The 21,096-nt window shown below is 53.8% G+C and carries 14 protein-coding genes; 5 read left to right on the forward strand and 9 right to left on the reverse strand.

Annotated features, from left to right (window positions below):
* The first annotated feature begins 78 nt into the window (after positions 1 to 78).
* Positions 79 to 1,242 carry a sensor histidine kinase gene (locus HUF19_RS01215; RefSeq protein WP_260998135.1) on the forward strand — a complete coding sequence of 388 codons (1,164 nt, stop codon included), beginning with the start codon at positions 79 to 81 and terminating at the stop codon, positions 1,240 to 1,242.
* The gene (locus tag HUF19_RS01220) at positions 1,239 to 1,880 is read left to right on the forward strand and encodes a response regulator transcription factor (protein ID WP_260998136.1); all 642 of its coding nucleotides are present in this window, start codon (positions 1,239 to 1,241) and stop codon (positions 1,878 to 1,880) included. The genes HUF19_RS01215 and HUF19_RS01220 overlap by 4 nt, the downstream gene beginning before the upstream one ends.
* Positions 1,881 to 1,884: 4 nt before the next feature.
* Here the strand turns inward: HUF19_RS01220 and HUF19_RS01225 are convergent, their stop codons facing one another.
* Positions 1,885 to 3,732, reverse strand: a complete 1,848-nt coding sequence (locus tag HUF19_RS01225) for a methyl-accepting chemotaxis protein (protein WP_260998137.1) — start codon at positions 3,730 to 3,732, stop codon at positions 1,885 to 1,887.
* A 152-nt stretch (positions 3,733 to 3,884) separates the two neighbouring features.
* Between HUF19_RS01225 and HUF19_RS01230 the strand changes: the two genes are divergently transcribed.
* Positions 3,885 to 5,882 carry a DNA topoisomerase III gene (locus tag HUF19_RS01230; protein ID WP_260998138.1) on the forward strand — a complete coding sequence of 666 codons (1,998 nt, stop codon included), beginning with the start codon at positions 3,885 to 3,887 and terminating at the stop codon, positions 5,880 to 5,882.
* A gap of 35 nt (positions 5,883 to 5,917) precedes the next feature.
* Here HUF19_RS01230 and HUF19_RS01235 read toward each other — a convergent pair whose 3' ends face one another.
* Positions 5,918 to 9,424 (reverse strand): ATP-binding protein, encoded by a 3,507-nt coding sequence (locus HUF19_RS01235; protein WP_260998139.1) that lies wholly within the window; start codon positions 9,422 to 9,424, stop codon positions 5,918 to 5,920.
* Positions 9,425 to 9,935: 511 nt separating this feature from the next.
* On the opposite strand from HUF19_RS01235, the gene HUF19_RS01240 reads away from it, so the two are divergent.
* Positions 9,936 to 10,454, forward strand: a complete 519-nt coding sequence (locus HUF19_RS01240; protein ID WP_260998140.1) for a cytochrome b/b6 domain-containing protein — start codon at positions 9,936 to 9,938, stop codon at positions 10,452 to 10,454.
* 56 nt (positions 10,455 to 10,510) lie between these two features.
* Here HUF19_RS01240 and HUF19_RS01245 read toward each other — a convergent pair whose 3' ends face one another.
* Both HUF19_RS01245 and HUF19_RS01250 read right to left on the reverse strand, forming a co-directional pair.
* Positions 10,511 to 12,142, reverse strand: coding sequence for an alkaline phosphatase (locus HUF19_RS01245; RefSeq protein WP_260998141.1), 1,632 nt, complete (start codon positions 12,140 to 12,142; stop codon positions 10,511 to 10,513).
* A complete protein-coding gene (locus HUF19_RS01250; protein ID WP_225691470.1) occupies positions 12,142 to 12,939 on the reverse strand; it encodes a class II glutamine amidotransferase in 798 nt (265 codons plus the stop codon). Before HUF19_RS01250 ends, HUF19_RS01245 begins: the two co-directional genes overlap by 1 nt.
* 165 nt (positions 12,940 to 13,104) lie before the next feature.
* On the opposite strand from HUF19_RS01250, the gene HUF19_RS01255 reads away from it, so the two are divergent.
* Entirely contained in the window at positions 13,105 to 13,944 is an 840-nt protein-coding gene (locus HUF19_RS01255) for a hypothetical protein (protein ID WP_260998142.1), read from the forward strand.
* A gap of 115 nt (positions 13,945 to 14,059) precedes the next feature.
* Here the strand turns inward: HUF19_RS01255 and HUF19_RS01260 are convergent, their stop codons facing one another.
* The 5 genes from HUF19_RS01260 to HUF19_RS01280 all read right to left on the reverse strand — a co-directional run bounded on the left by HUF19_RS01260 (position 14,060) and on the right by HUF19_RS01280 (position 21,063).
* The gene (locus HUF19_RS01260; protein ID WP_145466845.1) at positions 14,060 to 14,989 is read right to left on the reverse strand and encodes a branched-chain amino acid transaminase; all 930 of its coding nucleotides are present in this window, start codon (positions 14,987 to 14,989) and stop codon (positions 14,060 to 14,062) included.
* Between the two features lie 56 nt (positions 14,990 to 15,045).
* Complete coding sequence (glnE, locus tag HUF19_RS01265) at positions 15,046 to 17,961, reverse strand: bifunctional [glutamate--ammonia ligase]-adenylyl-L-tyrosine phosphorylase/[glutamate--ammonia-ligase] adenylyltransferase (protein ID WP_260998143.1); 2,916 nt, start codon at positions 17,959 to 17,961, stop codon at positions 15,046 to 15,048.
* 214 nt (positions 17,962 to 18,175) lie between these two features.
* Positions 18,176 to 18,991: an ABC transporter permease subunit gene (locus HUF19_RS01270; protein ID WP_145466841.1), complete on the reverse strand. Its 816-nt coding sequence runs from the start codon at positions 18,989 to 18,991 to the stop codon at positions 18,176 to 18,178.
* A 12-nt stretch (positions 18,992 to 19,003) separates the two neighbouring features.
* A complete protein-coding gene (locus tag HUF19_RS01275) occupies positions 19,004 to 19,930 on the reverse strand; it encodes an ABC transporter permease subunit (protein WP_225691474.1) in 927 nt (308 codons plus the stop codon).
* Entirely contained in the window at positions 19,927 to 21,063 is a 1,137-nt protein-coding gene (locus tag HUF19_RS01280; RefSeq protein WP_260998144.1) for an ABC transporter ATP-binding protein, read from the reverse strand. The genes HUF19_RS01275 and HUF19_RS01280 overlap by 4 nt, the downstream gene beginning before the upstream one ends.
* Positions 21,064 to 21,096: the final 33 nt, after the last annotated feature.

The raw sequence follows: 21,096 nt of genomic DNA on the forward strand, positions 1-21,096 counted from the left end.
GCGGCGGCAGCGGGCCGACAGGCAGAAGATGACATTTGCCCTATTCAGCAACGGCAGCGCCTCTGGCACACTGCGGCCGTGAACAGAATCAAACCCAACCTCATTATTGCCGCCGATATTATTCTGGCGGCACTGACCATCGGCTTTCTGGCTACGGCGCTGATCTTCCTCTGGCTGGGCCAGGTGGAGGCCGTTACCCGGGTGCCGGCGACGCCGGCCTGGATCGCGCTGGCAAGTACGCTGTTTCTGCTGAATCTGGTTGCCAATGTGCTGGCACGTCTGCAGCCCTGGCGTGAGGCCCGGCGCCCGCCAGTCTGGTTGTGGCTGGCAATGGTCAGCGCTCTGTTGCTGATGTTGCTGTTTGGCAGCGGCATCTGTGCGGTGCTGTGGATTCTGGTGATCGCGCAGTTACCGCGTTATTTCAGCTGGCGCAGTTGTTTGCTGGCAGCGTTACTGGTGCCAATGCTGGTGGGCCTGTATCAGGGGCTGTTGTTTGATCAGGACTTTGTGCTGATTAATACCGTGCTCTATGCGCTGTTTAATCTTTTTGCTCTGTATATCTGTTTTACCCTGCAGGCGGAACAGCAGGCGCGGGAATATGCCTCGCAGCTGGTGCGTGAGCTGAAAGCCACGCAAAGCCTGCTGTCGTCGGCCAGCAAGCGCGATGAGCGTTTGCGTATCGCGCGCGAATTGCACGACCTGCTGGGACATCATCTGGCAGCACTCAGTATTCAGCTGGAGATTGCCCGCCATACCGAAGCGCAACCGCGTGATCACGCCATTGACCGCGCCGGAACTATTGCTCATCTGTTGCTCAGTGATATGCGCGAGGCGGTGTCTGAATTCCGTGAACGGCGCGGTCTGGACCTGCGCCAGGCGCTGGCCTCCCTGCTGGAGGCGGTGCCGCGTCCGCGGGTCTGGCTGCAGATTCAGCCGGGGCTGATTATCGATGATGTGCACTGCGCCGAAGTGATACTGCGCTGTGCGCAGGAAGCGCTGACCAATATTCTGCGCCACAGTCAGGCCAGTCGTGCGGCTATCGTGTTGCGGCAACAGGGCGCCAGCCTGCAGCTTACGGTAGAAGATAACGGCGGGCTGCGGCAGCTGCCGCTGCCCGGTAATGGCATGCGCGGTATGCAGGAGAGGGCGCAGGATATCGGTGGCCGCTGCGACTGGGAATGTGGCCTGCATGGTTTAAAACTCACACTGACCCTGCCCTGGGATAATGGACTGCTCGTATGATCAATGTGGTGTTGATTGAGGATCAGCAACTGGTGCGTGAAGGCATCCGCACGCTGTTGCATCTGCGCCCGCTGTGCCGGGTGGTGGCCGAAGCCAGTGACGGTGTGCAGGGACTGGTGGCAATTGAAGAGCATCAGCCGGACGTCATCCTGCTGGATATCCGTATGCCGAATATGAGCGGCACAGAATTACTGGCAGAACTGCACCAGCGGCGCTGCAAAATACCGGTACTGGTGCTGACCACCTTTGATGACCATGAACTGGTGCTGGAATGTATGCGCCGGGGGGCACGTGGTTATCTGCGTAAAGACGTGGCGCTGGATGAGTTGCTGGCCGCCATCGAAACCCTGCATCAGGGCGGGCAATGGGTACAGCCGGCGGTGACGAGTAAGATCAGTGAACACCGCCTTGAGCTGGAGTTTGACAGCAGTAGCAATCTGGCCGACGAGCCACTGACAGCGATAGAGCTGCAGGTGCTGCGGCTGGTGGCGGCAGGGTACACCAATCAGGAGATTGCCGGTGCTCTGCATAAATCGACGGGTACGGTGCGCAATCAGGTGTCCTTTATTCTGGCCAAGCTGAATGTGCGCGACCGCACCCGGGCGGTGCTGAAGGCCATTGATAATGGCCTGTTATAAAACCTCAGACGCGAAAACGCGACAGGTTTGAGCTGATATCGTGACTGAGCGTGTGCAGCTGGTGCGATTGCTCGGTTGCCTGCTCAACGTTAGCCGCCAGATCATCCGACGCCGATTGAATAGCGGTGGCAATACGACTGATTTCTTCGGTGGCGGCATGCTGCTCACGTGAGGCATTGGCGATGCTCTGAGAACGGCTGGAAATATCGTTCAGCGCATCGGCAATGGCGGTCAGACTGTCGGTCACCTGAATAGCACTGCTGGCGGTTTCGGCGGTCAGTTGTTTGCTGGTTTCCATAATGCCCACGGCATTCTGGCTGTGATGCTTCAGGCTATCGATCATTTCCTGAATTTCGCCGGTGGCTTCGTGGGTTCGCTGGGACAGGGTGCGAACTTCATCGGCAACCACGGCAAAGCCACGCCCCTGCTCACCGGCACGGGCCGCTTCAATGGCGGCATTCAGAGCGAGCAGGTTGGTTTGTTCGGCAATGCCCTGAATCGTCGCGAGAATACCGGTAATTTGCTGTGCCTGACTGTCGAGCTGATTAATCACCTCGGTAGCGCTGTCCATCTGTTGCGATAAGCCATCCATGCGGCGCTTATTTTCCTGCGCATTCTGAATGCCTTTATTGCCTTCAGTGGTCGCACTTTGCGCAGCATTGGCCGTATCAGAAGCATTGGTCGCAACTTCGGATGAGGTGGAAGACAGCTCGTTAACGGCGACTGCAACCTGACTGATTTCGTTCTGCTGCAACTGCACCGCCTGATTATTGTTTTCGGCATTTTCGCGCGCCGATTTGGCAATGCCATCCAGTTCGCGGGAAGAGTCGCGGCTCTGGGAAACCAGCTCATGAATGGATGAAACAAATACGTTAAATGAGTTGCTCAGTGCGCCGACTTCATCGTTGCGGTCTACCTGCAGGCGGCGGGTTAAATCGGCTTCGCCCTGAGCAATGTCTGACATCGCACTGTTAAGTACCACCAGGGGTCGCAACAGGTAAGAGATAATCATGCCGGCAATCAGGGTTACCACCACGATCGTCAGAATGCCGATCAGCATGCTTGACCAGCGCAGGGTCGCCAGGCTGGCAAAGGCTTCAGCCTTATCCATCACCAGTAGCAGACGCCAGTCCGTACCGGCGATAGAGTACAGCCCTGCCAGACTGCTGCGCTGATTAAAAAGAGTTTGCTGGATTTTATTCAGTTGCAGTTGTGTGCCGTTATCGAGCAGCGATGAAATGTTTTTACCCAGCAGTTTCTGATCCGGATGGACCATGAAGTCACCTTTGCTGTCGAGCAGGGCAGCATAGCCACTGTCCCCCAGTTCGATTCCCAGCACTTCTTTTACGATGGCTTCGAGAGAAATATCGCCACCTATTACTCCGCCACGCAGAGGCTCGGCAAAGGTGACGATTAATTCGTTGGTGGTAACGTCAACATAAGGCGCTGTCAGAAGCTGACGTTTTTCCGCCATGGCCTGCTGATACCAGGGGCGGGTGCGCGGATCATAATCGGCTGGTAATTCATCGTCCGGGCGCATAAGCATTTCCCCGGTATCGGTGCCCAGGTAGAGGAACATATAGTCACCGGATGCCAGCCCCTGTTCGATCACCGCCAGGCGGTCGCCATTAACTAAAGCTTTTGCAGTGCCGCTTAATACCTGACCTTTATTGCTGATCCAGCTGCTGACATAACGGCTGGTGCTTTCACCAGTAACCTGAATACGATCACTGATGGCTTGCTCAAGGCTGTTGCGGGCCTGTTCGTAAGTAAAAATGCCACTAAGAGCCAGAAGCACCAGAATGGTGCCACCGACCGCGAGCATCATCTGTTTACGGATACTGTTGCGCATAGGATTTATCCTGAAAGGCGGGCTGTTTTCAGCATAGATCAAATATTGTACTGAGCGATTTATTAAAAGAGCGCCTGTATTGCAAGCCGGCGCTGGCACGCAAACAGGGGCTCGGCTATGATGAGTGCTGTATAAAAATACAGTTATTTGTTATGCGTCTGATTATTGCCGAAAAACCCAGCCTGGGCCGTGCCATTGCCGCTGTACTTCCCAAGCCGCACAGCAAAGGTGAGGGCTTTATCCGCGCCGCTAACGGCGACGTAGTGAGCTGGTGTATCGGTCATCTGCTAGAGCAGGCAGAACCGGATGCTTACGATCCGGCCTTTAAACAGTGGCGGCTCGATCATCTGCCGATTGTGCCTGCGCAGTGGCAACTGCAGGCCAAAGCGCAAACCCGTAAGCAGTTAACCGTGCTGCGCAAGCTGGTGAAAGAAGCCGGCAGTCTGGTACATGCCGGCGATCCCGACCGTGAAGGCCAGTTGCTGGTGGACGAGGTTATTGAATTTCTGAAAGTGCCCGCGGCCAAGCGTCAGGCAATGCAGCGACTGTTAATCAGTGATTTAAACCCGCAGGCGGTGAGCCGGGCATTGCAGCAACTGCGCTCTAATCAGGAGTTTATTCCGCTGTCGGTTTCGGCGCTGGCACGCTCCCGTGCCGACTGGCTGTACGGTATTAACCTGACCCGCGCGTACACCATTAAAGGCCGCCAGGGAGGAGTGAACAGCGTGTTATCCGTTGGTCGGGTACAGACGCCGGTGCTGGGGCTGGTGGTGCGCCGTGATGAGGAGATCGCTGACTTCATCAGCAAACCATTTTACGAGGTGCAGGCAGCCATTCATTTAACGGCAGAGTCCGCTCTGAGTTTTTATGCCAGCTGGCAGCCGAGCGATGCCTGTGCCGCGCATCAGGATGAGGAAGGCCGGGTGCTGAATCCGAAGCTGGCCGCCAATGTGGCTGCCCGTATCCGTCAGCAACCGGCGCAGGTTGAACAGGTTGAGCGTAAAGAAAAAAAGCAGGCGCCGCCGCTGCCGTTTAATTTATCGGCGTTGCAGATTGATGCCGCCAAAGCGCTGGGCATGAGTGCGCAGCAGGTTCTGGACGGAGCACAGAGCCTGTATGAAAAGCATCAGTTAATTACCTACCCGCGCTCCGACTGCCGTTACTTACCACAGGAACATTTTGCCCAGCGCCAGCAGGTTCTGACCGCTATCAGTGCGCACAGCGAAGCACTGGCGTCGGCCTGCGCTCAGGCCGACAGTTCAATCCGCAGTCAGGCCTGGAATGATGCCAAGGTAGGTGCACACCATGCGATTATTCCCACAGCCAAAGCACTGCCTGCCGCGCGGCTGAGCAACACAGAACAAAAACTTTATGCACTGATCGCCCGCCAATATTTGCTGCAGTTTTTTCCGCACTATGAATACGCCGATACCAGAATCAGCCTGACCATCAGTGGTGGAAATTTTACCGCCAGTGAGCGTGAAACCCTGAAGCCGGGCTGGAAAGTCTTACTGCCACAAAAAGAGAATCAGGCAAACGCTAAAGCACCATTGCCGCCGTTAACAGCAGGGCAGCTGCTGTGGAGCGGAGAACCTTTGCTGCAGGAAAAACACACCCAGCCACCGGCACATTTTACCGATGCCTCTTTGCTGGCAGCGATGACCGGTATCGGCCGCTTTGTGCAGGACAAGGCGCTGAAAAGCATTCTGAAAGAAACCGATGGATTGGGAACAGAAGCAACCCGCGCCGGTATTATTGAGTTGTTATTTAAACGCCGGTTTCTGCAGCGTGAGGGTAAAAGTATCCGCGCGACGGCTCTGGGAAAAGCGCTGATTAATGCGCTGCCGGAAGCAGCCACAAGGCCGGATATGACGGCGCAGTGGGAAAAGCAATTACAGGATATTGCCCATAAAAGTCTGAATTATACGGCCTTTATGCAGCCGCTTACTGAGCAGCTTCAGCACCTCATTAGCCTGGCGCTGACAGCCGATAGTGTGCAGTTTTCGGGGTTAGCGGGAAGTGCCGCGAACACTGCAGGCAGGCGCAAATACAGCACGGGAAAAAAGAGCGCCAGTAGGGCAGGTACTGCGGGGAAAAGTAAAAGCACAGCGGGCCGGAGCAGGAAAAAAACACAGACTACTGGGGCTTAAGGTGTTTTAACCGCGTGTCTCTGAGTTGGCAGCATTTATGCCGGCTGATTTTCCTGCAGGCATTCCATCAGTGTGTTGTAGCAAGGTGTCAGATGCTGGCTGAGGCTTTGCAGGCGGCTGTTATCCTGTTCGCGGGCAGCCTGTTCCAGCAAGGCACTGAGTGCCATTAACTGCATACCACCAATATTTCCGGCCACGCCTTTCAGCGTGTGCGCCTGTGCCTGAATACTGCTGATGTCCTGTGCCGCCAGCGCATCCTGCAATGCCTGCAGCGTTTCGCCGGATGTCGAGATAAATAACTCCACGACCCGCGTCAGAATACTCTCCCTGTTCATCAGACGCTGTAAGGCACCTGCCCGATCCCATACGGTCTGATTACTAACCTCAGACGGAAGCCCGTCGTTATTTTGCATAAGACTGTCTGCCTGTCCCATATCATCCTTCCTGGTGGTTGGTTGTGCTTTATCGCCGGGCGTCAGCCAGGCTCTGAGAATATGCTGAAAACTGTTTATATCGATGGGTTTGCTCAGATAATCATTCATTCCGGACAGCAGACAGCTCTCTTTGTCACCGGCCATTGCCCCTGCAGTCATGGCGATAATGGTGATTGACCGGTAGCGTTCACCGGCATTACCTGCGCGGATTTTTTTCGTTGCAGCAAAGCCATCAAGAACCGGCATCTGGCAGTCCATCAGAATCAGATCAAAAGGATCGTCGTCGCTGCTTTGTTGCAGTTTTTCCAGAGCCGCCATGCCGTTGTCAGCACAGTCGGCAGTAAGCCCCATACTTTCCAGCAGGCCGCAGGCAACCTCCTGATTAATGGCATTGTCATCCACGACCAGAACATGACAGGGGCGTCCGCTTTGTGTGCATAAAGGAAAATGGCTGTTGCTGTCAGTCATTGGCTCCTGTGGTTGGTGTTGCGGAGTTATTCCGTAACAGGCCGCATCCAGATCGGGTGGAGCAACCGGGCGGGTCAGTGTTTTGGTCTGCAGCTCCGGAGGTAACTGTGGCAGCTCATTGTCGTAGCCCGGAGGTGACAGAAGAATCAGCCGCCCATGAAAATTACCTTGCTGCAGCGTGGTCAGTAAGGAGCCACGCAGCCAGTTGATATCGAGTAATAAATAATCCGCCGGTGGATTATTACCGACAACCAGCTCGGTTTGCTCCGCACTGTATACGGCAAGAAACTCTCCGCCGCGCTTGTGAACAATATTGCCGAGAGCCTGTTGCAGTGCCTTATTATCACAGGCAATCAGCCAGTGCTGGCCATGCAGTGATATGCCCGGAGTATCCTGACTGCTTTCGGAGCCTGCACGGAGCAAAATATCAAAAGCGATGGTTGTGCCTTCTTCGCTGCTGTTTTGCACACTGATCTGACCCTGCATTAAGGTGCAAAGCTGTCTGCAGATAGACAGGCCCAGACCGGTACCGCCGAATTTCCGGGTGGTGCTGTTATCAACCTGATGAAAAGCCTCAAAAAGAGCCTGCTGATGATCTTCGGGAATACCAATGCCGGTATCCGTCAGCGAGCAGAACAGGCGGATATCGCCATTGTCTTCTTCTGCAGTGGAAGCCCTGAGAATAATTTCCCCGGCGGGAGTGAACTTCACTGCATTAGAAGTCAGGTTGGAAATAATCTGCTGCAGTCTGGCCGGGTCACCCTGCACACTGTCGTGTTCTATCGCGGCAATATCCAGAATGAACTCAATACTGGAATCAAACGCCGGAATTGACGCACTGGCAGCAATGGAACTCAGCAACGCCGTCAGACTGAAATCCGTTTGTTCCAGCTGCAGTTTACCGGCACCCATTTTTGAAAAGTCGAGAATATCGTTAATCTGTGCGGTAAGAGCCGAGGCGCTGCTCTCTGCTATGTGGATATAGTGCAGTTGTTTCTCGTTACTGCATTCCCGCTTTAATAATGACAGCATCCCCATAATGCCATTGATAGGCGTGCGGATTTCATGGCTGACATTTGCTATAAACAGGCTTTTTGCCTGACTGGCCTGTTGTGCTTCCTGAATCGCTTGTTCCAGCTCCTGGGTGCGTTCTTTTACCTGATCCTCCAGGTTAATGTTCATCTGGGAAATTTTTTCGTTCAGTAAATACTGCTCGGTAATATCGCGGATGCTGATGGCGCAGCCAATGGTTTTTTGTTCAATAATAATGGGGTAAATACTGGCCGAAATATGCAGTTTTTCACCTTTCTGAGTTCTTGCCCGGGTTTCACACTGTGAAAATACCTTGCCGGATAAAACCTGAGAAATCATATCGGGTGTTATCTGTTGGTTATTGCTGTCGAGGATTGTATTAAATAATGTTTTTCCTATAACCGTTTCCTCATGATGACCGAACATGACGGTTGCGCCACTGTTCCAGCTGTCAATTTTTCCATCCGGGTTGATTCCTATGATGGCATCGGTTGAATAGTTAATAATAGCCCGAGCTGTTGAGCGGGCGGTAAGCAGAGCGACGCGTGCCTCAACCCGGCGTTGATAAAGTAAAGCAATAGCTGCAGCGAATATAAGCAGAACGGCAATAAGTGACAGGATTTTAAGACGCATACTTTGCAGTGGAATCTCGATGTCGTCTTTTGTGAATGCGGTGTGCAGATCAACGTAATGGCTGCCTCCCGGTCCATCCAGAAAAATGCGCCGGGAATAAAAATACATAATTTCATTCAGCGTATTCTTCTGCTTAAAAATGCTTTTATGATTTTCGACGGAAGTGGCTTCTTGATCGAGGTTCCAGTTACTGTCCGGATCATATTCGTAACGGAATTCCTCTTTAGGATCCGGATGGATAAGATAACCGCCGGCGGCATTCAGAAGAAATATCTGCATGTGCTCCGGAGTATCGCTTTTCAGGTTTTTGAGTAATGTTTCGGCATCAAAGTTAATGATGATGAAACCAAAGAAGTTATTGTCTGAATCGAAAACAGATTCGACAATCCGGTAGGTTGGCCAGGCTGGATGCTCTATCTTGTTGTGCTCACGATTAAGGTTGATAGCGGAAATATATATTTCGTCTTTATTCAGTTTTTCCGCCGCGAGAAAATAATCACTTTTGCCCTTTTCCTGCAAATCTGCTTCAGCAGTGACCCGGACCATACCGTTTTTACGGTCCACCCGGACAAGTTCCCGCCCGTTGTTGGCCTTACCAACAAAGCGGATCTGACGGATCTCTTCATTAGCAGCAATAAAGCCGGTGAATATCGTTTGCAGGCGCTGTTTCCACTGCTGCGTTGTGGTGTTGTCGAGGTGATCTTTACCACCGTTTTCCAGTGCACGGACAATACCGCTGATAGGAGGAGTACTATGAATAAAACGGACTTTGTCTTTGTCGGTATTCAGCGTCTTCAGGAAAAAATTAGCGCGTAATGCAGCCTGCTCACTCAGTTCAGAGAAAGCCTGCTTGTAGGCATCATCACGGCTTTGGCTTTCGAGCAATGCCATCAGTATGCTGCACAGCAATAAAGCAATCAGACCAGTGATAAGGAAAAACCTGCGCATTGTGGGCAGGTTAGTGCTGCTGCTCATGTTGGATCCTTGCTGCAGACCTGAAGTCTGCACGTGGTGTTAGCCCCTGAAGAGTGGAGCAATCCTCCTGGAATTGATGCTGGTCCGCTGCGCGGTACTGTCAGGCATAATTTCTGGCGGGTACCTGCTGCAACACTGCATGATTACGGGTAACCGTGACAGGAACAGCACTTCCGGGCATCGGATCCTTCGACGTTTCCCAACGTATTAAACTTAGCTGCTATTCGAATCCGGTCAATGGCAGAAGACGGCATCTTCATCTTCGGCTTCCGTGTATCTGCCGTCATCTTCTTCCGCTCAGAACGGACAGCGGGGCGCCAGCCCGGACTGGCAGCCATACCGCGCTGGCCTTGTCGTCAAAAGACAGTGCGCAGGCTGCATCTTATCGTGCTGCAGCGTTTTTCATCGATTAAGGTGGCAGAGCACTTATCTGGCTGAAGTAACCCGCCAGAGTTGCCATAACGGGTAATAATTTCATCTTCCAGACATGTTTTTTGGTTATAAAGGAGGGATGGATCAATTACACAAATATCGTTATTGCCGGGTGCGCCGCAGTCTGCACTGGTTGTCCGCCCTGGTTATTATCTGGGCCATCGTCACGGGATTCAGTCTGGCATTTTTTTCTTTATCGCCAGCTGTCGAACGGTGGTTAGGGCACTTTAATGTAACCCTGACGTTGCTTTTTATTCCCTTTTTTCTGTTAAGGCTGACGCTGGCATGCATACAGAAAAAGCCTGAGACCCTGGAGCTGAGCCGGCGACAGTTGTGGTTGGCCGCCTGTGGTCACTGGCTGATTTATGCCACTGTGCTGACGGTGCTGGTCAGTGGTGTCTGTATGATGGAAAGGCCGGTATCGGTGTTTGCTTTAGCGCAGCTGGACCCATTGTTTAAGGCGGGTGAGGTGACCAGAGCTTTCTCGGTCGCGCATCACTACTCTTGTGCGCTGCTGGCCCTGTTGGTGCTTGGCCATATTGCTGCGGTTATTGTGCATCAGCGCCGGGGAATCCGGCTGATGCAGAAGATGCTTTAGTGCCGGTTATCTGGTTCCGGCCAATTTTTTCAGTCGGCCAGTTCCGTTGGCCCGGTTCAGTCGGTTTTAATCAGCGCTTTCAGCTGATGTCCCAGTTCGGCATGGCGGGTAAAGCCCTGAAAATTCTGCAGTATCGGCTCTGGTCCGCTGATCACCACCGGCACCGGCGCCGCGGTATGAGTGCCGGTACTCCACACCACGCTTTGTGCGGAGGCCAGCTCGCGCGCCAGTGCATTCAGATAGCGCTCTTCGCGGTAGACGTAAAAATCACTGAAGTCTTCGATATGCGGCTGAGTTGCGCCTGCCGGGTCATCGGTCTGCGGATCAAAATGCGGATTGGGATCGCGGCGCAATACCCGTTCGGCCTGTGTGCGGGAAAACGGAAAATCCAGGGCCGCATTCACTTCGGCCATTAACGAGTCCGCTGTGGGCAAACCGTTTTTGCCGTCTGAGCTGGCATCGCCCCAGAGGCGGTAATAGCCCTTTTTCTGTGCGAATAAACGATCAAGCAGGCTGTGCGGCGCAAAATTATAGTTGGGGGCAAAAGCCTGACCGCGCATACCATTACCGGGTAGCATTCTGGGCACCGGAACATCGTGCGCGCTGTAGGAAAAACCAAAGCCGCCGGTTTCATGGTCGGCGGTTAATACCACCAGAGTATCATCGCGGTCTGCTGCCCAGTTCACTACTTCCTGAATCGCAGCGTCAAAACGCAACAGTTCATGCAGCAGGGCGCCGGCATCGTTATTGTGTGCTGCCCAGTCGATCTGGCCACCTTCCACCATCAGAAAAAAGCCGTGCTCAGAAGTGCCCAGTAACTGCAGCGCTTTGCGCGTTAATTCGTTTAAATCCGGTTGTGCAGAATCTGGATTCTGGCGGGCATAAATCGCATCATTCATGGCCGAGCTGGCAAACAAACCGAGCAGCGGTAAATGCTGTTGTCGCGCTAATTGCTCGCGGCTGAAGGCCAATGCATAACCCTGCTGTTGCGCTTCGCTGAGTAAATTACGCTGATCCGTGCGTTTTGACTTTAAGGTTAATTGCGCTGCGCTGATATTCTTTTGTAACTCTGCACTGATGTTTTCTGCGTCTTGCGGCAGAAAATAACGCAGTCCGCCGGACAGCATTAAATCCGGTGCGGTGGTTAACAGATCGGCAGCGATCTCATTTTCAAAGCGGCGGTGCGGCTGGTGTGCGGCAAAAGCAGCCGGGGTGGCGTGGGTAATACGGGTATCGGAAACCAGGCCGGTACGCATGCCGGCACGTTTGGCTTTTTGCAGTATGGTTTCAACGCGATCGCCACGGGCATTTAAGCCAATCATTTCACTGCCACTGGCTTCGCCAATGGCGAGCTGTGTGGCGGAGCAGGCCGAGTCGGTGACCAGTACATCGTGCGGCCCGGTATCGGACAGCAGCACTTTCCCCTGTTGCATTAACTGGCTGACTGCTGTTGGCCGGCCCTGATAAATACTGTTGGGTGCACGGCGGGCATAACTTTCCAGCAGACCAAACTGCGCCGGGCCCATGCCATCACCGATTAACAAAATAATATTGCGAACGCCCGCAGGTTTATTTTCCCCGGCCGGTATATCCGCGCTGCGGTTCAGAACAGAAAACAGAGCAAGCAGCAGGGCAAACAACAGAGCAAAAAATAAGGCAGAAAACGGTGTTGAAAAACGCAGGCGCATCAGTTGCTTTCCCGTGGCGGCAGCGAGGTTAAACCTTCAGCAACCACTTCGCCCAGTTGCCATAATTTCCACTCGCCGCGCTGATAAATATGCCAGTCTTGCTCGGCGGTTAATGGCTCGGTGGCGATAATGCTGACCACATCGTTGGGGGTGGTCTCGGCGGCAAAGTCGACGGTAACGTCGGCATCTTTTAATTGTGCCGGGCCAAAAGGTGCACGACGGGTGATGCAGGCCAGCTTGGTGCTGCAGTAGGTAAACAACCAGTCGCCATTGCTGAGCAGACAATTAAACACACCCTGCTGGGCATATTCATGGGCAAAGCTGACCAGGCATTCGGCCAGCTGCTGTGGCATGGCATCGCGCGGTAATGTCTGACGCACACGGTTCATTAAATCGCAGAAAATATTTTCGCTGTCGGTATCGCCCACCGGTTCATACATACCGACATGACGGACAAAATCCGGCACCTGTCCATTATGGGCAAACACCCAATGACGTCCCCACAACTCACGCACAAAAGGGTGGGTGTTGGCGAGGCAGATATCGCCGACATTGGCCTGGCGGATATGGCAGATCGCGTTTTTGCTTTTAATCGGATAGTTCTGCAGCAAGCCGGCAATGGGTGATTCGCAGCTGGGCTGCGGATCATGAAACTGGCGCACGCCCTTACCTTCATAAAAGGCTACGCCCCAGCCATCTTTATGCGGCCCGGTATTACCACCGCGCTGGGTCAGGCCGGTAAAACTGAAGCATAAATCGGTCGGGGTGTTGGCACTCATGCCAAGGAGTTCGCACATCTGGCTGAACCTCGGATAATCAGAATAACAATCAGAGCATTGTAGCCAGCGGTGGGCTAATGGCCATCTGTCTGTTCAGGTTGTCGTATATTAACAGCTGCAGCAATTGTTGGATAACGCTAGAATCTGGCCTCTGGGATATATACATATTAAGGACATATTCTTATGAACGTTAAAGTAAGTGGAATTTTATTGTCAGCGGCGCTGCTAACTGCTTGTGGTGGTGACGATAGTAGCAGCAATAATGGTCTGAATATCAGCATTAATGAGAGTGCTTTGCTGAGCGCCCCGAGCCAGCCATCACTGACCTCTGCAACGGTGAATGATGCAGACAGTATCATTTTACACAGTCGCAATACAGGCACCATCGGTGATAGGGCAATTCTGGATTTCAATTATCTGGCTCAGGCAGATGTTGATAATGTTCTCGTGCGTCTTACCTCCGGAGCGGAAGATCTGGATCTTACTGTACGCGCGAGCGACTACTCGGTGAGTGAATATGCCGATACATCTTCCTCCGAAGAATATATTATTTTTGATGCAGCAGATAACATGAGTTATAGCGTCAGCGTTGAAAGCTATGAGGGTTCAGGTAATTTTGAGCTGATACTGACAACTCTTAACCGTGAAACGCTGAAGCTGTCCGGTGGTGAAAATCTGGTTAAATTTTCGATAACCGGTAATGGCAACTGCAGTGATGGTTCTTATTCTATAAATGATGATACGTATTCTGTTATCAACTGGAAAAAGGGCTATATCCGTACATTGAATTCCGATTTTAAAGAATCTTTTTCTGCTGCAGAGGGAAGCAGTTTTACTATTAAAACCTCAGACCAGGAAACGGAAGACGGCTACAGTTATACCTCACAGGAAAGTTTTACACTGACAGTCAATCCTGAAACTGCTGTGATCAGCGGAACAGGTTCAGGTAGCTCTACCGAGGTTGATGGTGAGACGATAACCTGTACCTGGAATCTGACCTTTAATGGACAGGTTCTTTTGTAAGCGCTGATAGTGATCAGATGACCCTGACAGGACGACAATGTTGTAACGACGTTTGTCAGATATAAAAAACCCCGGCATGCCGGGGTTTTTTATTGGTAACGCTTAAAACGCCGGCTTATTTAACCGGAGTAACCCACTCAGCGTTAAACGGATCTTTAGCGGTTACGGTATCGAAATACATGGTTTGCAGCATTTCGGTTACCGGGCCACGACGGCCTTCACCAATGATACGGCCATCCAGTGAGCGGATTGGCAGTACTTCAGCGGCAGTACCGGTAAAGAAGGCTTCATCAGCGATATATACTTCGTCGCGGGTGATGCGTTTTTCACGCACTTCGATACCACGGGCGCGGGCCATTTCCATAATGGTGCGGCGGGTAATACCGTCCAGGCAGGAAGTCAGTTCCGGGGTGTACATCACGCCGTTGGTCACCATAAAGAAGTTCTCGCCGGAACCTTCGGCCACGTAGCCTTCGTTATCCAGCAGCAGGGCTTCTTCACAGCCACTGTCCAGTGCTTCGCGCAGGGCGAGCATGGAGTTCATGTAGTTACCGTTGGCTTTGGCCTTACACATGGTGATGTTCACATGGTGGCGGGTAAAGCTTGAAGTACGGATTTTAATACCCTGGGTTTTGGCTTCTTCGCCCATGTAGGCTGGCCATTCCCAGGCCGCAACCATCACGTGTACTTTCAGGTTTTCGGCGCGCAGGCCCATACCTTCAGAACCGTAGAATGCCATCGGGCGGATATAGGCGCTTTTCAGGTTGTTCTCACGCACAGCAGCACGCTGAGCTTCGTTAATCTCGGCTTTGCTGAAAGGCAGTTTCATGTTCAGGATGTGGGCCGAGTTGAACAGGCGGTCGGTGTGTTCCTGCAGGCGGAAAATCGCCGCGCCCTGTGCTGTTTCGTAAGCCCGCACCCCTTCAAAAACGCCCATGCCGTAGTGCAGGGTGTGAGTCAGTACGTGGACTTTCGCTTCGCGCCAGTCAACCAACTCTCCGTCTAGCCAGATCAGACCATCGCGGTCGGACATGGAAGGTAGCATAAGGACCTCACTCTAAATTCAGTAAAAAATATGTGTTCCGGGGATGATACGCGTAATCACGAGGCCGTATCAGTCTCCAACCAGAGTTTCCACAGTCGGGTCACATCGTTGCGCCGCGCATTGAAGCCAAGTTTGGACAGGGTGTCTGAATCCAGTAACAGCTTTTGTTTCTGCAATGCACGCCGGTGAGTTTCGGCTCGGTAGGACAGGTAGGTTTCCTGCAGGGTCTGACAATCTTGTGGATCCATCAGACCGGCTGTGTCGAACGCGTCCAGCAACCGCATGTTGTCGGTAACGTCTAACAGCTCTGGGTATTGGTGTGACCAGGCCAGAACCCCGTATTGAACCAGAAACTCGATGTCAACAATACCCCCGGCGTCCTGCTTCAGGTGAAATTGTTGGCCGCTTGTATCTTTGGAGCCGAGATTATCCACCATTTTCTGGCGCATGGCTCGCACTTCTTCGCGCAGACGACCAAGGTCGCGTGGCTGGCTGAGGGTGGCGTTGCGGATGGCCTGAAATTCATCCGCCGCCTGCTGGCTGCCACACAATACGCGGGCGCGTACCAGCGCCTGATGTTCCCAGGTCCAGGCGTGTTTCTGCTGATATTCCTCAAAGGCTTTCATCGAGGCGACGATCATGCCGGAGTTACCGGACGGACGCAGGCGCATATCGACTTCGTACAGATCGCCGGAGCGGGTCTGGGTGGTCAGAATATGAATCATGCGCTGACCCATGCGGGTATAGAACACACCGTTGTCCTGACTGCGCTCGCCGTCGGTATAGCGGCCGCTGGCGCTGTTGTGCAGTAACACCAGATCGAGGTCGGAGCTGTAGCTCAGCTCCAGTCCGCCGACTTTGCCATAGCCGATAACGGCAAATTCCGGCTGGCTTACCGCTTCGCCGGCGGTATTGGTCGGGTAACCGTATTTGGCCACCATCTGACTCCACGACAGCTCCATCACTGTCTGCAGCGTCACTTCCGCCAGCCAGGTCAGGTAGTCGCTGATTTTCATCAGCGGCAGGGCATCCATTACTTCGCAGGCGGCGGCGCGCAGTTTGTGTGCGCGCACAAACTGACGCAGCTGTTCCATCTGCTGTTCCAGATCTTCCGGATCAACGCGCAGCAGGCGCAGGTGTAATTCTTCCGCCAGTTCTTTGCGCTCCGGCAAACGGTAGAGGCTGGCCGGGCTTAATAATTCGTCCAGCAACAGCGGCGTCTGGGTGATGTATTCCGCCACCCAGCTGGAAGCACCGCAGAGCTTAACCAGCTGGGTTAAGGCCTGCGGGTTTTCTTTCAGCAGCACCAGATAGGCGGTACGCCGTACCACGGCTTCGAGCAGCGGTACGATGCGCTCCAGCGTGGTCACCGGCTCAGGCTGTTGCCACAATTGTTGCAGCAGCAGCGGCATTAAGGCATCGAGACGCTCGCGGCCAATCTGCTGCATTTTCAGCACGGTACGGGAGTCGCGGAAATTGCTCAGCTGCTGTTGCACTTCCGTTGAGTTAGCGCAGGGATGCTGCTCAAGAAAGGTCGCTGCCTGTTGCTCGTCCAGCTCGCCGAGCCAGAGATCGGTCCACACCTGCTGCAGCTCGTCGGTTTCTTCGTTGTCATCATCGCTGGCGACGATCTGGGCGAAATGATGGCGCACTTTGCTGCGGTGCTGTTCCAGCTCGTTCAGGTAGCTGTCCCAGTCGCTGAAGCCCAGCGCTAAAGCCACCCGTGCGCGCTGGCTGTCATCTTCCGGCAGCAGCTGGGTCTGTTCGTCGTTTAATGCCTGCAGCGCGTGTTCGCTGTCGCGCAGAAATAAATACGCCTGTTTCAGCTCGTCGCAGGCGGCGGCGGGCAGATAGCCTTCGGCCTGCAGAATGCCCAGCACTTTTACCAGCTCGCGGGTCTGCAGGCTTTTGTCCTGACCACCACGGATCAGCTGGAAGGCCTGTACGATAAATTCCACTTCGCGGATGCCACCGGCGCCGAGTTTCACGTTCATTTCCAGACCACGGCGGCGCACTTCGGCGTTGATCATCGCCTTCATCGAACGCAGCGAGGCAAAGGCGCTGTAGTCGACATACACACGGTAGGTAAAGGGACGCAGAATGCTCAGCAGCTCTTTCGCTTCTGCACTTTGCTCGCCGTTCATAATGCGCGCCTTAACCATGGCGTAGCGTTCCCAGTCGCGGCCCTGATCCTGGTAATACTCTTCTACCGAGGCAAAGTTCATCACCAGCGGACCGCTCTGGCCGTAAGGGCGCAGGCGCATATCGGTGCGGAAAACGAAGCCATCGGCGGTGTGTTTATCCAGCGCCTGAATCAGCTTCTGCCCGAGTTTTACAAAAAATTCCTGATTGGTAATCACCTTCGGCCCGCTGGTTTCGCCGCTTTCCGGGTAGGTAAAAATCAGGTCGATATCGGAGCTTAAATTCAGCTCATAAGCGCCAAGCTTGCCCATGCCCAGCACCAGCATCTGCTGTTCGTTACCACTGGCTTTACCGATGGGCCGGCCATGGCGCTCAAATAATGAACGGCTTAAAAATTCCAGTGAACGCACCACACACTCATCGGCCAGGTCGGACAGTGCGCGGGTGGTTTCCAGTGTTGGCGCCAGACGCAGCAGGTCACGCCAGATAATCTGCACCATCGCCCGGCGGCGTAATACGCGCACCGCCTTGTGCCAGTCTTCGTCACTTTCTGCACCGCTGCTGAGTTCATCCAGCCACTGGCTGATGGTGGCGCGCGGCAGCGGCTGCGACAGCCGGTCTTCTGCTAAAGCGGCGGTAAACCACTGCGGTTCGCGCGGCAGGGCGTCGGCCACATAATCGCTGATGCTCAGCACCTTTTGTGCCCGTGCCTGTTGTTCGGTACTCAGGCTTTGCCACAGCGTGGGCCAGTCGAAACCGGTGCGTTCTCCGTGATCGGTCAGGCGGGTGGTAACCTGTTGCCAGTGGTCGTGCAGTGCGGCGGACAGCATAAAAGGGCGGGCTCCGTTATTGATCAGAACAGGAAGCCAATACTCTAGCGGGTTTTCGGGGATAAAAAACAGAGGCAGGGCAATTAATAAAGGATAAGGGGATGAGGAGTGGGAGCGGCATTGCTGCCGCGATGATTTTTGTGGGAGCGGCATTTTTGCCGCGATGAGAATCGTGACTGAAAGTCACTCCTACAAAGTCACTCCCACAGAGCTATCAGCTCTTACGTTGCGCCTTCAGCTCTTTGCGGTACATGGTGACACCGGCAATTAATACCGCGGTGGACACCACAGCGATAATAATGGTCGCCAGCGCGTTAATCTGCGGGCTGACGCCCAGACGCACGCTGGAATACACCACCATTGGCAGGGTCGTTGAACCCGGACCGGAGACAAAGCTGGCGATCACCAGATCATCCATCGACAGGGTAAAGGCCAGCAGCCAGCCGGCGGCCAGCGCCGGAGCGATCATCGGCAGGGTAATGGCAAAAAAGACTTTTACCGGCCGTGCGCCCAGATCGAGAGCCGCTTCTTCAATGGAAGTATCCATATGCGCGAGACGGCTCTGCACAATCACCGTGACATAAGCCATGGAGAAGGTAACGTGCGCCAGCAGAATGGTGGTCTGACCACGGCCAGCGGGCCAGCCGATTAAATCTTCCATCGCCACAAACAACAGCAGCAGCGATAAACCGATAATAATCTCCGGCATCACCAGCGGTGCCGTCACCATGACGCCAAGGCTTTTATGACCGCGGATACCGCGCAGACGCACCAGCGTCAGCGCCGCCAGCGTACCCAGCACCACAGCAAGCGATGCGTTTAACGCCGCAATTTTAATACTCAGCCAGGCGGCATCGAGCAGCGGTCCGTTGTTGATTAATTCGCCGTACCATTTGGTACTGAAACCGCCCCACACAGTCACCAGGCGGCTTTCGTTAAACGAATAAATAATCAGGCTGAAAATCGGCAGATACAGAAAGGCGTAGCCGAGAAACAGCAGACCAAACAGCAGTGGATAGCGTTTTAACATATGACTCTTCCCCTACTTCAGTTCTTCGGCGGCTTTCTGTTCGTAATGACGCATCAGTACGAACGGAATAATCAGTACCACCAGTAATACCGATGCCAGCGCCGAGGCTAATGGCCAGTCTTTATTACTGAAGAACTCGGTCCACATCAGCTTACCGATCATCAGGGTGTCGGGACCACCAAGCAGGTCAGGAATCACGAACTCGCCCATCACCGGAATAAATACCAGCATCGAACCGGCCAGAATGCCGGGCACCGACTGTGGCAGGGTAATGGTTAAAAACTGTTTCCATGGTCGCGCACCGAGATCCGCCGCTGCTTCCAGCAGCGTGTTATCCAGCCGCACTAAGGTGGCGTACAACGGCAACACTAAAAACGGTAAATAGCTGTACACCACGCCGATATAAACCGCGGTGGGCGTATGCAGAATTTCCAGTGGCTGATCGATCAGGCCGATACTCATTAAAAAATGATTGAGCAGACCGTTATTTTTTAAAATACCAATCCAGGCGTAGACGCGGATCAGGAACGACGTCCAGAACGGCAGAATCACCAGCATCAGCAGTGGCATGCGCCAGTGCGTCGGTGCCAGGGCAATGGCATAGGCCATCGGATAACCGATCAGCAGACAGAAAAAGGTCGAGATCGCAGCAATTTCAAACGAACCCCACAATGCATCGCGGTAGAGCTCGTCTTCCCACAGCATGGCGTAGTTGCCGAAATTCAGCTTAATGGTGATCAGGCCGTCTTCAATTTCGCGGATCCAGTCCTGATAGGGCGGTTGTGCCAGTTGTGGTTCGGCCAGGCTGATTTTCAGTACAAACAGAAAAGGCAGTACAAAAAACAGCGCCAGCCAGAACCAGGGCGCGCCAACAATCAGACCCTTACCCGGCACCAGCGCACGGATACGGTTGTTTAATTGCAGCAGCCAGCCGTTCATTGAGTCAGCACCCCACAGCTGTAAGCGTTCCAGTTGAGCGCGACTTCCTGTCCCCAGGTCAGTGGTTGTTCGGCCAGAGCCAGAACGTTTGACTGGGTGAACTGCACACGCTTACCGCTTGGCAGTTCAACGTGGTAAATGGACACGTCACCGAGGTAAGCAATTTCCTGAATAATGCCGTGAATGCTGTTCGGGTCGTCGCCGTGATGATCGCGCACGGCGATTTTTTCCGGACGGATAGCCACGGTCACTTCCATGCCCGGATTCAGCGGCTGGCTGTGATGCACCAGCAGATCGCTGCCGGCTTCTTCCGAATGAATCAGCACCATGTCATTTTCATGGGACACCACATGGCCGTTAAACAGGTTAACCGAGCCGATAAAGCTGGCGGCATAACGGGTGGCCGGAAATTCGTACATACGTCGCGGCGCGTCGACCTGTTCGATACGGCCATCGTGCATCAGGGCGATACGCGATGACATGGTCATGGCTTCTTCCTGATCGTGGGTCACGATAATAAAGGTGATGCCCAGACGTTCCTGAATATTCACCAGCTCGAACTGGGTGTGTTCGCGCAGTTTTTTATCCAGTGCGCCCAGCGGTTCGTCGAGCAGCAGAATCTTTGGCTGTTTGGCCAGAGCACGTGCCAGTGCCACACGCTGACGCTGACCACCGGATAACTGATGCGGTTTGCGTGTTGCCAGTTTTTCGATCTGTACCAGCGACATCACCTCGGCCACGCGTTCGCGGATCAGGGCCGACGGCATACGTTCCTGTTTCAGGCCAAAGGCGATGTTCTGCGCCACATTCATATGCGGGAACAGCGCATAACTCTGAAACATCATATTGATCGGACGCAGATACGGCGGCACATCGGTCACGTCCTGACCGTCGATATAAATGCGGCCGGAGGTCGGGGTTTCAAAACCACCGAGCATACGCAGCAGGGTGGTTTTACCGCAGCCAGAGGCACCCAGCAGCGAGAAAAATTCGCCACGGTGAATATTCAGACTGATTTCATCAACGGCGTAGGTAGAACCAAAGGTCTTGGTTACCTTGTCGATGCGGACAATAGGCTCTTCTTCAGGCGCAGCCCAGGGCTGCTCAGAGGATGCTGGACGAATCTGTGTCATCTCGTTCCGGACGCTCCAGTGAAACGGTTAATA

The sequence above is a fragment of the Thalassolituus hydrocarboniclasticus genome (genome assembly GCF_025345565.1).
GTDB classification, from domain to species: Bacteria; Pseudomonadota; Gammaproteobacteria; order Pseudomonadales; family Oceanobacteraceae; genus Venatoribacter; species Venatoribacter hydrocarboniclasticus.